The organism is Herbaspirillum sp. GW822-FHT03A08, from assembly GCF_058801885.1.
On sequence record NZ_JBXANR010000004.1, the window covers coordinates 419,344 to 431,951 of the forward strand.

Below are 12,608 nucleotides of genomic sequence, written 5' to 3' on the forward strand. Positions count from 1 at the left end.
CAGTAGTTAGATAAAAATTTGGTCGCAGCGCCCCGAGTAAGACAATCTCAAACAGCAGATCCAGAATATTCTCCGAGACATTTGCTATGTAGATATGCGGGCATATCATACTCTCGGCATGCCCTCTCTTTCAGCAATTCTCACAAATCACATGGCTAAAATTCTTATTACTGGCGGCAGCGGCCTACTCGCGTTGAACTGGGCTTTCCATATGCGTAACGCGCATGACATTACCCTGGCATTGCACACCAAAAAAGTTCGCATGGAGGGTGTGCAAACCGTGCAGATCAATCTAACTTCACGTGAGCAATTGACCGAATCGGTAAAAGCCGTGGCACCGGATATTGTGATTCACACGGCCGGACTAACCAGCGTGGACGAATGCGAACGGCAGCCAGACTTGGCCAGACTCATCAATAGCACCATCGCTGGCAACGTCGCATATGGCTGCAAAAAAAACAAGGCAAAACTGGCCCACATCTCTACTGACCATCTCTTTTCCGGAAATCAACCACGCACGACAGAAGAAGAACCTCCTGCGCCAATCAATGTTTACGCGCAATCCAAGCTGTCAGCGGAGGCTGAAGTACGCAATCTGGATCCGGAAGCATTGATCGTACGCACCAATTTTTTTGGATGGGGACCGCCGTATCGCTCTTCTTTTAGCGACTGGATTATCAACAGTCTGCGTCAAGGCAAATCGATAACACTCTTCGACGATGTCTATTTCTCTCCAATCCTGATCGACACTGCAGCGGACCTAGTTCACAATTTACTTAACAACAAAGCAACAGGGATATTTAATGTCGCCTCCGATGAGCGCCTGTCCAAATACGATTTCGCGCTGCAACTGGCACAAGAGTTCAATTTCTCTTCAGGCCAAGTCATCCGAGGTAAAATCTCGGCTTTAAAGCTTGCCGCCCCCCGCCCGAAAGATATGTCTTTAAATAATGACAAGATAAAAGATCGACTGCAACTGAAGTCTGTTTCACTCCGGGACCAACTCGGATTGCTCAGGCAACAATGGGACTCGGGCAGAGCAAATGAAATCAGAAATGTAATTTTGGAGAATTAAATGTCGATTTTGAATGGAAAATCCGTGCTCGTCACTGGAGCCACGGGTTCGTTTGGGAAGCGATTCATCAAAACAGTACTGGAACAACATGATGTCAAGCGACTCGTTGTATTCAGCCGGGATGAATTGAAGCAATTCGAAATGCAGCAACATCTCAACTCTCCCAAATTGCGCTATTTCCTCGGAGATGTACGTGATAAGGAGCGCCTTTACCGCGCGCTTGACGGCGTTGATATCGTTATCCATGCCGCCGCGATGAAACAGGTGCCCGCCTCGGAATACAATCCGATGGAAGCCATCAAGACCAATATTTTTGGTGCAGAGAATGTTGTGAATGTCTGTATCGATCAAGGCGTAGAGCGCGTCATCGCGCTGAGCACCGACAAGGCGGCGAACCCGCTCAATCTCTATGGCGCCACAAAACTTTGCTCGGACAAGCTGTTTGTTGCCGGCAATGCACTGTCCGGCCGTCATCGGACTCGCTTTTCGGTGGTGCGGTACGGGAATGTCATCGGCTCGCGAGGCAGCGTTATTCCTTTTTTCCAAAAGAAAATCCCGGAAGGCGTCCTGCCGATTACCGATCCGCGCATGACGCGTTTCTGGATCACCCTCGATCAGGGCGTGCAATTCGTGCTGGACTCCCTGACCCGAATGGAAGGCGGAGAAGTTTTCGTGCCCAAGATCCCGAGCATGAACATCATGGATGTAGCCAAAGTTGTTGCGCCTTCCTGCAAGACCGAAATCATCGGCATTCGCCCTGGCGAAAAACTGCATGAGGTCATGATTACCCAGGACGACTCGATCAATGCTGCCGAATTCGACAGCCATTACGTCATTCAACCATCCGCCAACTGGTGGGACAGCAAGAGCTACCTGGCCAGAACAGGCGGCAAGGCCGTGCCGGACAACTTCTCGTACAGCAGCGACAACAACACGATCTGGATGACTACCGGCGAACTTGAAGCACTCCTGAAAAAGGAAGTGATTGAAGTATGACCCTGAAAAAAATCTCCTACGGGCGCCACTGCGTCGATGAAGCCGATATCGCGGCGGTCGTTGACGTACTGCGCAACGCGCCGCTCACTCAGGGCCCCAAAGTCGAGGAATTCGAGCGTGCCGTCGCCCACTATGTAGGAGCCAGATTTGCGGTGGCGGTCTCCAGCGCCACTGCGGCGCTGCACCTTGCCGTACTGGCTGGCAAGGTAGGCCCGGGAGATAATCTCATCACATCCCCCAATACTTTCGTTGCAAGCGCAAATTGCGCGGCGTATGCAGGCGCGACTCCGACGTTTTGCGACATTTCCGCGGACACGCTCAACATGTCGCCCGTCGCACTTGCGGAAAAATGCGCGCAACTGGGTAAAGTCGCCGCGATTATTCCCGTTCACTTCGGCGGGCTGCCATGTGACATGCAGGAAATCGGCAAAGTCGCGGAACGTTACGGCAGCGTTGTCATCGAAGATGCCTCGCACGCCCTGGGCGCGACTTACCCCGATGGCGGCAAGGTAGGCAACTGCGCCAATTCGGCCATGACCGTTTTTTCCTTCCACCCGGTGAAAATCATTGCAGCCGGCGAAGGCGGCATGATCACGACCAACAGCGAAGAGCTTTATCGGAGCTTGTTGCGCCTGCGCAGCCACGGCATCAACAAACTGGATGATCGGTTTGTGTACCACGACGAAGCCTTCACGGATGGCAAGGTCAACCCTTGGTATTACGAGATGTTGGAACTCGGCTTCAATTACCGCATCACTGACATTCAGGCCGCGCTGGGACTGTCCCAGTTCGGGAAGCTGGATAAATTCCTGGCGCGTCGCCTCGAGATCGCCCATCGCTATGACGCGGCCTTCAAGGACCATCCAGTCATCGTCCCGGCACAGCCGGCCGATCGCGAACGCAATGCCCACCATTTATATGTCGTACGCCTGAAACTCGCACAGATCGGCATTAGTCGCCGGGACTTCATGGCGCGGCTTGCGGAACAGGGCATCCTCTGCCAAGTCCATTACATCCCTGTGCACTTGCAGCCGTACTATCAGAAACAGGGATACAAGCGCGGCGATTATCCGGTTGCCGAGGGCTACTACGACGAAGCACTGAGCCTGCCTGAATTCTATAGCTTGTCTGATCAGGATCAGGACCGCGTCATCCAATTATTTCTCGAGATAGCAAAGTGAAACTCGCCCTGGGTACCGTTCAGTTCGGAGTGAACTACGGTATTTCTAATGTCAATGGCCGCCCTTCCCCGAATGAAATTCGCCGCATATTAATCGCCGCGGAGGGCGTTGGCTTAGACCTGCTGGACACGGCCGCATTGTATGGCGCAAGCGAACAAACGCTGGGCAGCTGCATGCAGCCCGGCAGTCAATTCCGCATTGTCACCAAGACGCCTCAGTTCAAGGCCGAGCAAATAGACCGGCGCCATGCCGCCGAGCTCGTGGAAAGCTTTTCTGTATCGCTGGAAAAGCTGGGCAGGACCTCGGTCTACGGGTTGCTGATCCATCAGACGGACAATCTTCTGGCGCCCGGAGGCGAACATCTGATGGCCGCCATGGCAGAACTGAAAGCCAAAGGTCTGGTACAAAAAATCGGCGCGTCCGTGTACACCGCGGAGCAAATCGACAAACTGCTGGACAGATATACCTTCGATCTCATTCAATTGCCGGTCAATGTCTTTGACCAGCGCCTCGTCAAGCAAGGACAACTGTCCCGCCTGAAGCAAGCCGGCGTCGAGATTCATGCGCGGTCAGTTTTCCTGCAAGGTCTTCTTCTGATGCCACCGGCCGCCATGAAACCCTACTTCGCTCCGCTTCAGGCGCTGGCGGCAGACTATCAGGCGTTTCTGGTCACTCGCGGGTTGACGCCGCTGCAAGGCGCCCTCGCCTACATCAACTCACTTCAGGAAATCGATTACGCGGTAATCGGAGTGACGTCACAACAAGAGTTCGAAGAGATCGTACGCGCCAAACAAACGCTGGTCGACGGATCGACAGACTGGTCCGTCTTTTCCTGCGACAACGAATCCATGATCAATCCCGCCGTGTGGCAATAAGATTTCAATTCCCGGAAGAACACATGACTCCCCCCCTGAATATCATTGCAGAAATTGCTCAAGGCTACGAAGGCAAGCCGGAACTGGCGATGCATCTCGTTAAAGCCGCCGCCCGCTCGGGCGCCGACGGCATCAAGATGCAGCTGGTTTACGCCGACGAGCTGGCGACCAGCGACTACCAGCATTTTGAACTCTTCAAATCGCTCGAAATGGCGGACGAGGTCTGGACCGCGCTGGCGGATTCCGCGCACCAGCAGAACATTGCCTTCTATCTAGATATTTTCGGACCGCGCAGTTTGAAATTGGCACAAAAACTCAAAGTCGCCGGCGTCAAGATTCATAGCACCGACATGTCGAATATCGGATTTCTGGCCGATCTGGCGGCGTCCGAGATTGACATGGTGATGCTCTCCATCAGTGGCTGCCGCGTCGAAGAAATTGACGAGGCCATGGCGACGCTGGCAAATAAACAGGTCTTTCTCCTGCACGGATTCCAGTCTTACCCGACACCGCTTGACGCCAACCAGGTCAGCCGCTTGCATCTGCTACAAAAGAAGTACGGCGGCTTGCCTCAGTGTGCGGGGCTCGGTTTCGCGGACCACGTTCCGGCCGACGACCCGCTTCGCTTCGTGCTGGCAGCGGTCGCGCTCGGCGCCGGCGTAACCTTGCTGGAAAAACACCTGACGCTTTCCAAGCTCATGCAATTCGAAGACTATGAATCTGCGTTGAATCCGGACGAGTTCGCGACTTTCGTGCACAACATGAAAGAATGTTACGCCGCCATCGGATTGACAGACGACACCCGCAGCGACTTCGGCATGCATGCGTCGGAGGAATCGTACCGGGCCGTCACGCGCAAGCACGTCGTCGCGGCGCGTCCGATTCCTGCAGGCACGAAGATCGAACCGGACATGGTCAGCCTCAAACGCACGTCGTCGCCAACCTACATTCAGGATATCCGCGCCAGCTATGGACGCACATACGCTGCAGACCTGGCGGTGGATCAGGCGGTTACCCCTGATTTGCTCAAGAACGGAAATTGACCATGCAACCCCGACGCCTGGTCGCAGCACTCGCCTGTCGCAACAACGGCTCCCGGATGTACGGCAAGCCGATGCAGAATCTCCTGGACGGTACTTCCATCATCGACCAGTTGATCAATAGCCTGAAATGCTTTCCGTTCATCGACGAGATCGTCCTCGGGATTTCGGAGGGAGCAGCAAATGTTCCCTTCGTGGATGTCGCGCGCGCGCATTCCGTTTCCTATATTTACGGCGACGAGCGCGATGTATTGATGCGCCTCATTCAGTGCGGTCGCATGGGCCGGGCCACCGATGTCTTCCGGATCACGACCGAGTGTCCGTGGTTTGATTACGACTTGCTCAAACCGGTCTGGGACAAACATGTCGCCAATCAAAACGACATTACCGTCAGCGACCAGTTGCCGGAGGGCATGAATTTTGAGATCTATACGCTGGAATCGCTGGAGCGCTCTCATGCCAAGGGCTCAGCGATCGATCGATCGGAGTTCTGCTCGAATTACCCGCGCAAACATCCGGACGAATTCAAAATAGAAGTATGCCTGCCGGCGGAACACCTACGGCGCATGGATCTGCGAATCACAGTAGACTATCCCGAAGATCTGGTCTTGGCGAGAGCGATCGCGACTGCGTACAAAGACGCCATGCCGCTAGTGCCTGCAAGCGACATCATCCGCTTTCTGGATGATCGCCCCGACCTCAAGAATCTGGTTGCGCCTTTTGTCGTCCCCGAACCTCTCTGGGATATTTTTTAAGCAGACACGGTAGTCATCATGAAAACAATTTCCAATTTCACCAAGTCCAAAGAATTCTCTTCCGCGATTCACGATCTGATTCCCGGTGGTGCGCATACCTATTCCAAGGGCGACGACCAGTTCCCGGAAAATGCCCCTGCCGCGATCACCCACGGCAAAGGCGCACGGGTCTGGGATCTTGATGAAAATGAATATATCGATTGCAGCATGGGACTGACGTCCGTCTGCATCGGACATGGATACGAACCGGTCGCTCAGGCAGTAGCGGAAGCCGCCTACAAGGGCAGCAATTTCCAACGGCCGGCGCTGATCGAGCTGGAAGCAGCCAAACTGTTCCTCGAAACAACGCAGTCCGGCGACATGGTGAAATTCGCCAAAAATGGCTCTACCGTCACCACGGCGGCCGTGAAACTGGCGCGCGCCTACACAGGACGCAATCGTGTGGCGATCGCCAGGGAACACAATTTCTTCAGCTACGACGACTGGTTCATTGTCACCACGCCGTGCGACACGGGCATTCCGTCGCAGACGCGCAGCATGACTGCAGCCTTCAGCTATAACGACTTCGCTTCGGTCGAGGCGCTGCTGGCCAACAACGATCACGATATCGCCTGCTTTATCCTGGAACCGGTGAAATTCGATCCGCCCAAAGACGACTTCCTGCAAAAAGTCGCGGCACTTTGCAAAGAGCGCGGCATCCTGCTGATTCTTGACGAGATGATTTCCGGCTTCAAATGGAGCCTCAAGGGCGCGCACAATTTCCTGGGCGTCGAACCTGACATGGCGACGTGGGGCAAAGGCATTGCCAACGGCTTTTCGGCGTGCGCCCTGACCGGCCGCGCCGACATCATGGAGCTGGGCGGCATCCGCAATGAAGGACGCGACAAGCTGTTCCTGATTTCCACCACCCACGGCGCCGAGACCACCGGCCTGGCGGCCATGAATGCGACGATCCAGGCCTTCCGGCAGCACGACATGATCGCCAGCAACTGGCAACGCGGCGCGGCGCTCAAGGAACGCCTGCAGCAGATCATCAACACCCGCGGATTGCAGAACGCCTTGCAGCTGGTCGGTTACCCCTGCCTGTTCGCCCTCGTCTGCCGCAATGCCGAAGGCAATACCGACGATTTCTTCCGCACGCTCATGCTGCAGGAAATGATTGCGCGCGGCGTGCTGTTCCAGGGTTTGTTCTATACGACATGGTCGCACCAGCAAGCCGAAATGGATCATATGGCGATGGCATTCGACGAAGCCTGCAGCGTTTATCGCAAGGCCATCGATGCCGGCACTACCAAGACCTTGCTGGTGGGCCCGCCGGCCAAACCGGTATTCAGAAAAAAAATCTGATCCGTTAATGAAAGTCGTCGTCAGGACTGATGCATCGATCACACTCGGCTCAGGGCATCTCATGCGCTGCCTCACGCTTGCAGGGCAATTGCGCGCCAGATCCATCGAAGTGGTTTTTGTGTGCCGGGATATTCCCGGCGCCATGTTCGACCAGATAGCAGAACTCGGCCATGACTGCCTGAGACTGCCTCATGCCGGAGATGAAATTGTTACAACGGCGCGCGATGCCGGCGAAACCATTACGGCCGTCCGCGCGCGCTTCCCCGACGGGGTCGACTGGATCATCGTTGATCACTATGCGCTCGACGTCGTCTGGGAAAGTGCATTGAGAGCGCACTGCCGGCATATCATGGTCATTGATGATTTGGCTGACCGTCGGCATGACTGCGACATCTTGCTGGATCAGAACTACTATCTCGACCTCGAGAATCGCTACGTCACTCTCATACCGGCTCGATGCATTGCTTTATGCGGGCCGGCTTACACGCTACTGCGCCCGGAATTTGCCGAATCCCGTGCAAAACTGCGTGTCAGAGGCAGGGAAGTACACCGGATGCTGGTGTTTTTCGGAGGCAGCGATGCCACCAATCAGACCGGAAAGGTACTGCGCGCATTGGAATTGCAACCGCGGAAACATTGCAGGGTCGATGTCGTGGTTGGGGCCAGTAACCCGCATCGAGGTGAAATAGAGGACCTGTGTTCGAAACTGCCCGGCATCAAGTACCACTGCCAGGTTTCCAACATGGCCGAACTGATCGCTCAAGCAGATCTCGGCGTCGGCGCCGGCGGTGCCGCAATGTGGGAGCGCTGCTATCTTGGCTTGCCGACCATTACGGTTGTCTTCGCAGACAATCAGCTGCAAGCAACTGAAGCAGCAGCAGCAATCGGAGCAGTTGACTACCTTGGATGGGCAAATACGCTGTCCGTCCAGGATTACGCCGATGCCATCGGCCGCTTGATCGAGACTCCCGACCAAAGAAAAGACATGGAGCATGCCGCCCTTCAATTGTTTCAACGACCGCAAGCGTCGGCCGTCGAAGTAATGCTCTCCTTCGCCTGAAATCATTTATACATTATCAAGACGATCATCCATGGACAACAACCAACATCTGTTCAACGAGTATGTACTGGATCCGATTCCGGCGGCCCATTGGCGCAACGGGGAGCCCATCCCCGACACCAAGATCGGCTTCTGCGAGACCTGCGGCTTCTATCATGTGACGCCCTATCCTTCCGCGGAATATCTTGCCGGGTACTACCAGCAATATGAAATGCCGACAGCCCAGGAAAATCTGGCGGAGCTGGCGCGCTTTCTCGCCAGGAATGTCGGTCCCGATGAAAAGATCGTCGACATGGGCTGCGGCGATGGCGCCTTCCTGAGAGAGCTTGATTTGCTCGGCTACAAGAATCTGCACGGCTTTGACCAGAGTCCCGGACTTGAACGGGCAAAAAAACTCGGCTTCGGCAATTTCCACAACGCGAGTGTATGGGATTATCTGGCTCAGCAAAAAAATGCCGGCGGCGCCGACGCGCGCGTACTCGTGATGGTCAACGTGCTCGAGCATGTCACCGAGCCGCTCGACCTGCTCAGACAGATCTGGGAAATCCTGCCGCCGGACGGCTTGCTGTGCCTGGTGGTGCCAAACGATTTCAGTCCTCTTCAGCAGGCATTCCTCAAAGCGAAACAGCATCGCCCCTGGTTTGTCTGTCTGCCCGACCATGTCAACTATTTCAGCTTTGCGACCCTGGAGTCGGCGCTTGCCAAATCGGGCTTTGCGGTGTCCGCCAAAACTGCGTTGTTCCCGCTGGAAATGCTTTTGCTTCAGGACCTCGACTATATCGAAACGCCCTCCCTGGGACCTGTTGCACATAACCGCCGCGTCATGTTCGAAAAAAATATCAAGGCCGCAGGCATGCCCGAAGTTCTGGATCAGTTTTACAGCACGCTGGCAAATGGCGGTCACGGCAGGGAGATCATTATGCTGGCAAGAAAAGTGGCGTCATTGGATGCTTGAATCGGTGCCGGACGCGAACGATGGAACACGCTTCTGGCCATCGCCCCCTGTGATTGCCTTGAACAGGACTTGAAGAGATGAAGATAGGCTTGTTGGGAGATATTCATGGCAATGCCGCAGCATTGGAAGCAGTGCTGGCGGCGGCGGCCTCGGAAGCAGTCGAGACTCTGCTCATTACGGGCGACCTGGTCGGCTACTATTTCGAGCCGGCTGAGGTGCTGGAAAAATTACGCGGATGGAACAAGTACATCGTCCGCGGCAATCACGAAGATATGCTCGCCGCAGCACTGGCCGACGCGGCATGCCTGCCACGAATCGAGAAAAGCTATGGATCAGGGTTGCGCGTGGCTCTTGAAACGCTGGACCGCGATCAGCTTCTGGAACTGTCTCAGTTGCCGCACCCGCTCTCGCTCGAATTCGACGGCATGCGCATCCTGCTGTCGCACGGTGCGCCATTTGACAACGACTGCTACGTCTATCCCGATGCAGAGCCGGCGCTGTTGCAGCGTTGTGCAATGGCAGATCACGATATGGTCGTCATGGGGCATACCCACTACCCGCTCGACAGCACGGTCGGCGCCACCCGATTGATCAACCCGGGCTCCGTCGGCCAACCGCGAAACCGGCGACCGGGTGCGCAATGGGCTTTGCTCGACACCAAAACCCGTTTGATATCCTTCCGCAATGAAGCATACAATCACCTCCCTTTGTTACATGAGGCTCGGCAGCGCCACCCCGAGCTTCCTTACTTGGCTGAAGTACTGACTCGCACATGACAAGACTCCTCATTACCGGAATCGGCGGAGACATCGCACAAAGCGTTGCACGCGTGATTCGTGAACGCCATCCCTCCATCGAATTGGTGGGAGCAGATACCCACGGCCAGCATGGCGGCAGTTTATTTGTAGACGACATCCATCTGTTGCCGCTCGCGCACGCCGCCGACTATTTCGAGCGTCTGGAAGCACTGCTCGACCACGAACGAATCGACGTCGTCATTCCCATGACGGAACCTGAATTGAGCGTGCTGGCGCCGTTTATCGCCAAACGACAGGATTTGCAATGGGTCACCGCAGGCGCAAAAGTCATTGAAATCGGTGTCGACAAGCTCAAAACAATTGCGTCCATCAAGAGTCTCGGCCTGCCCGTTCCCTGGACGGTAATGGCAAATGAAGGGCCGCCTCCGGCGTTCCCCTGCATTCTGAAAAACCGATTCGGCTCCGGCTCGCGCGCAGTATTCATCGTGAAAGACCAGGCCGAAGCCGACTATCTTTCCTCGCGACATCCCGACGCTGTTTATCAGGAATTGCTGGAGCCCGCCGATCAGGAAGTGACCTGCGCCGTATATCGGACCCGGGATGGCCGGGTGGCGACGCTACAAATGCTCAGAAAGCTGGTTGGCGGTTTTACCGGCTGGGCCAAAGTCATTGACGACAAAGCAACTTCCGAGATGTGCGCCGCCATTGCGAACGGGCTTGGGCTCCATGGTAGTATGAACGTCCAGCTGCGCCTGACCCCGGAAGGTCCCCGCGTGTTCGAAATCAATCCTCGATTTTCATCCACTGTGTTGATGCGTGACTGCGTCGGCTTCAGCGACGTGTCCTGGGTGATTGACGAATTGGAAGACCGGCCGGTCGTATTCCCTGACATCAAAAGCGGCAGCATCATGGTGCGTACCCAAGGGGCCGCCATTTTAACTACCTTACCCGAGTAAACCATGCAGGAAATCTCCATTGCAGGGCGCCTCATCGGCGCCAACCATCCTCCGTACATCATCGCCGAGATGTCAGCCAATCATAATGGCTCTCTCGACCGCGCTCTGGCCATCATCAAAGCAGCGTACGAAGCCGGAGCGGACGCCGTCAAATTGCAGACCTATACCGCCGACACCATGACCCTGAACGTGGATCATCCGCGCTTCCGCGTCAAAGGCAGCAATCCGTGGGACGGCGAGCACCTCTATGATTTGTACGGCAAAGCCGGCACACCATGGGAGTGGCATCCAAAGCTGTTTGAATATGGACGTGAGCTCGGCATCACCATTTTCAGTTCGCCATTTGACGCCAGCGCTGTCGAATTGCTGATCTCGCTGGACGCACCGGTATTCAAGATCGCCTCCTTCGAACTGGTCGATCTGGAACTGATTCGTTTGTGTGCCGCAACCGGCAAACCCCTGATCATGTCGACCGGCATGGCGACGTTGCCGGAAATCACCGATGCCGTGAACACTGCCCGCAATGCAGGCGCAACCGACATCATTCTCCTGAAATGCACCAGCGCTTACCCGGCGCCACCGGAAGAAATCAATCTGCGAACCATGCCGCATCTGGCGCAGGCCTTCAATGTACATACCGGGCTGTCCGACCACACTATGGGTGTCGGCGTGGCAGTCGCTGCGACGGCGCTGGGCGCGACCGTTATTGAAAAGCACTTCACACTTGCCCGCAGCGACGGTGGCGTTGATTCGACGTTTTCACTTGAGCCTGCCGAATTGAAACAACTGGTGACCGAAACCAGAAATGCCCGCGCGGCACTAGGCACTGTCACTTACGTGCAAGGCGATCTGGAAACATCGTACAAAAAATATCGCCGCTCGCTATTTTTCATTCGCGATCTGGAAGCCAACGCCGTCATCACCGCTGCAGATGTCCAGGCGCTGCGCCCAGGAGATGGATTAGCGCCAAAATTCATGCCGTCCATCATCGGTCGCAGTCTTAAAACCGCAGTTACGCGAGGCACGCCGGTAGCGTGGGATTTGCTGGCATGACCACGGAAGATCTGCTGTTGCCGTTCGACGGCGGATATCTGCGCCCGCTTGGCGTGCAGGACGTCCATGATGGCTATGTCAACGGTCTGAACGATCCGGTGGTGAATCGCTATCTGGACGGGGTCAAACATGCCCGACAAACCCGCGAGTCTGTCGTGGAATTCGTCAGTCAGAACGCCGCAGCCCCGAATGCGGTTTTTTTCGGCGTCTGGCTTGACGGCAAGCAGCAGCATTGCGGCACCGTCCGCATTTATGGCATTGAGCACCATCACCACACCGCCCACATCGGCATATGCCTGTTCGATTCCGCTGTTTGGGGAAAAGGCATCGCGACGAAAGCCATTCGGAGCGTAAGCGCCTGGGCCGTACAGGCGTTTCAGCTGCGCTGGATCGAAGCCGGCGCCTATGAGCCGAATATTGCGTCGCAAAGAAGCTTTCAGTCTGCCGGCTACGAGTGGGTCTCGGACATGCCGGGCAAATACCTGTTCGAAAATCAACCGACGACCGTTAAAATCTACGCATATCGGGCCAAATAAAAACGCGGTCAGCGCCGGCAT

The 12,608-nt window shown here is 55.7% G+C and carries 13 protein-coding genes; all 13 read left to right on the forward strand.

Annotated elements, in window-relative coordinates:
- Positions 1–151: 151 nt before the first annotated feature.
- Positions 152–1,075 carry an SDR family oxidoreductase gene (locus AC1RN6_RS15105; RefSeq protein ID WP_493006256.1) on the forward strand — a complete coding sequence of 308 codons (924 nt, stop codon included), beginning with the start codon at positions 152–154 and terminating at the stop codon, positions 1,073–1,075.
- Between the two features lie 6 nt (positions 1,076–1,081).
- On the forward strand, positions 1,082–2,071 hold the full coding sequence (pseB, locus tag AC1RN6_RS15110; protein ID WP_493006452.1) for a UDP-N-acetylglucosamine 4,6-dehydratase (inverting): 990 nt from the start codon (positions 1,082–1,084) through the stop codon (positions 2,069–2,071).
- The gene (gene pseC / locus AC1RN6_RS15115) at positions 2,068–3,252 is read left to right on the forward strand and encodes a UDP-4-amino-4,6-dideoxy-N-acetyl-beta-L-altrosamine transaminase (protein ID WP_493006257.1); all 1,185 of its coding nucleotides are present in this window, start codon (positions 2,068–2,070) and stop codon (positions 3,250–3,252) included. Before pseB ends, pseC begins: the two co-directional genes overlap by 4 nt.
- Positions 3,249–4,127 (forward strand): aldo/keto reductase, encoded by an 879-nt coding sequence (locus AC1RN6_RS15120; RefSeq protein ID WP_493006258.1) that lies wholly within the window; start codon positions 3,249–3,251, stop codon positions 4,125–4,127. Before pseC ends, AC1RN6_RS15120 begins: the two co-directional genes overlap by 4 nt.
- Positions 4,128–4,150: 23 nt before the next feature.
- A complete protein-coding gene (locus AC1RN6_RS15125) occupies positions 4,151–5,170 on the forward strand; it encodes an N-acetylneuraminate synthase family protein (RefSeq protein ID WP_493006259.1) in 1,020 nt (339 codons plus the stop codon).
- Between the two features lie 2 nt (positions 5,171–5,172).
- Positions 5,173–5,922, forward strand: a complete 750-nt coding sequence (locus tag AC1RN6_RS15130; RefSeq protein WP_493006260.1) for a hypothetical protein — start codon at positions 5,173–5,175, stop codon at positions 5,920–5,922.
- A gap of 18 nt (positions 5,923–5,940) precedes the next feature.
- Positions 5,941–7,269: a glutamate-1-semialdehyde 2,1-aminomutase gene (locus tag AC1RN6_RS15135; protein ID WP_493006261.1), complete on the forward strand. Its 1,329-nt coding sequence runs from the start codon at positions 5,941–5,943 to the stop codon at positions 7,267–7,269.
- A 7-nt stretch (positions 7,270–7,276) separates the two neighbouring features.
- On the forward strand, positions 7,277–8,329 hold the full coding sequence (gene pseG, locus AC1RN6_RS15140; RefSeq protein ID WP_493006262.1) for a UDP-2,4-diacetamido-2,4,6-trideoxy-beta-L-altropyranose hydrolase: 1,053 nt from the start codon (positions 7,277–7,279) through the stop codon (positions 8,327–8,329).
- A gap of 31 nt (positions 8,330–8,360) precedes the next feature.
- Complete coding sequence (locus tag AC1RN6_RS15145; RefSeq protein ID WP_493006263.1) at positions 8,361–9,284, forward strand: class I SAM-dependent methyltransferase; 924 nt, start codon at positions 8,361–8,363, stop codon at positions 9,282–9,284.
- Positions 9,285–9,361: 77 nt separating this feature from the next.
- A complete protein-coding gene (locus tag AC1RN6_RS15150) occupies positions 9,362–10,060 on the forward strand; it encodes a metallophosphoesterase family protein (RefSeq protein WP_493006264.1) in 699 nt (232 codons plus the stop codon).
- Positions 10,057–10,998 carry an ATP-grasp domain-containing protein gene (locus AC1RN6_RS15155; protein WP_493006266.1) on the forward strand — a complete coding sequence of 314 codons (942 nt, stop codon included), beginning with the start codon at positions 10,057–10,059 and terminating at the stop codon, positions 10,996–10,998. The genes AC1RN6_RS15150 and AC1RN6_RS15155 overlap by 4 nt, the downstream gene beginning before the upstream one ends.
- 3 nt (positions 10,999–11,001) lie before the next feature.
- Entirely contained in the window at positions 11,002–12,051 is a 1,050-nt protein-coding gene (gene pseI / locus AC1RN6_RS15160; RefSeq protein ID WP_493006267.1) for a pseudaminic acid synthase, read from the forward strand.
- Positions 12,048–12,587 carry a GNAT family N-acetyltransferase gene (locus AC1RN6_RS15165; RefSeq protein WP_493006268.1) on the forward strand — a complete coding sequence of 180 codons (540 nt, stop codon included), beginning with the start codon at positions 12,048–12,050 and terminating at the stop codon, positions 12,585–12,587. Before pseI ends, AC1RN6_RS15165 begins: the two co-directional genes overlap by 4 nt.
- Positions 12,588–12,608: the final 21 nt, after the last annotated feature.

What these genes read in the sequence shown, in the direction of transcription:
- pseI (WP_493006267.1), top strand. Translation starts at nt 11,002, where the DNA reads ATGCAGGAAATCTCCATTGCAGGGCGCCTCATCGGCGCCAACCATCCT.
- AC1RN6_RS15130 (WP_493006260.1), top strand. Translation starts at nt 5,173, where the DNA reads ATGCAACCCCGACGCCTGGTCGCAGCACTCGCCTGTCGCAACAACGGC.
- AC1RN6_RS15135 (WP_493006261.1), top strand. Translation starts at nt 5,941, where the DNA reads ATGAAAACAATTTCCAATTTCACCAAGTCCAAAGAATTCTCTTCCGCG.
- AC1RN6_RS15145 (WP_493006263.1), top strand. Translation starts at nt 8,361, where the DNA reads ATGGACAACAACCAACATCTGTTCAACGAGTATGTACTGGATCCGATT.
- AC1RN6_RS15150 (WP_493006264.1), top strand. Translation starts at nt 9,362, where the DNA reads ATGAAGATAGGCTTGTTGGGAGATATTCATGGCAATGCCGCAGCATTG.
- AC1RN6_RS15125 (WP_493006259.1), top strand. Translation starts at nt 4,151, where the DNA reads ATGACTCCCCCCCTGAATATCATTGCAGAAATTGCTCAAGGCTACGAA.
- pseG (WP_493006262.1), top strand. Translation starts at nt 7,277, where the DNA reads ATGAAAGTCGTCGTCAGGACTGATGCATCGATCACACTCGGCTCAGGG.
- AC1RN6_RS15105 (WP_493006256.1), top strand. Translation starts at nt 152, where the DNA reads ATGGCTAAAATTCTTATTACTGGCGGCAGCGGCCTACTCGCGTTGAAC.
- AC1RN6_RS15165 (WP_493006268.1), top strand. Translation starts at nt 12,048, where the DNA reads ATGACCACGGAAGATCTGCTGTTGCCGTTCGACGGCGGATATCTGCGC.
- AC1RN6_RS15155 (WP_493006266.1), top strand. Translation starts at nt 10,057, where the DNA reads ATGACAAGACTCCTCATTACCGGAATCGGCGGAGACATCGCACAAAGC.
- pseC (WP_493006257.1), top strand. Translation starts at nt 2,068, where the DNA reads ATGACCCTGAAAAAAATCTCCTACGGGCGCCACTGCGTCGATGAAGCC.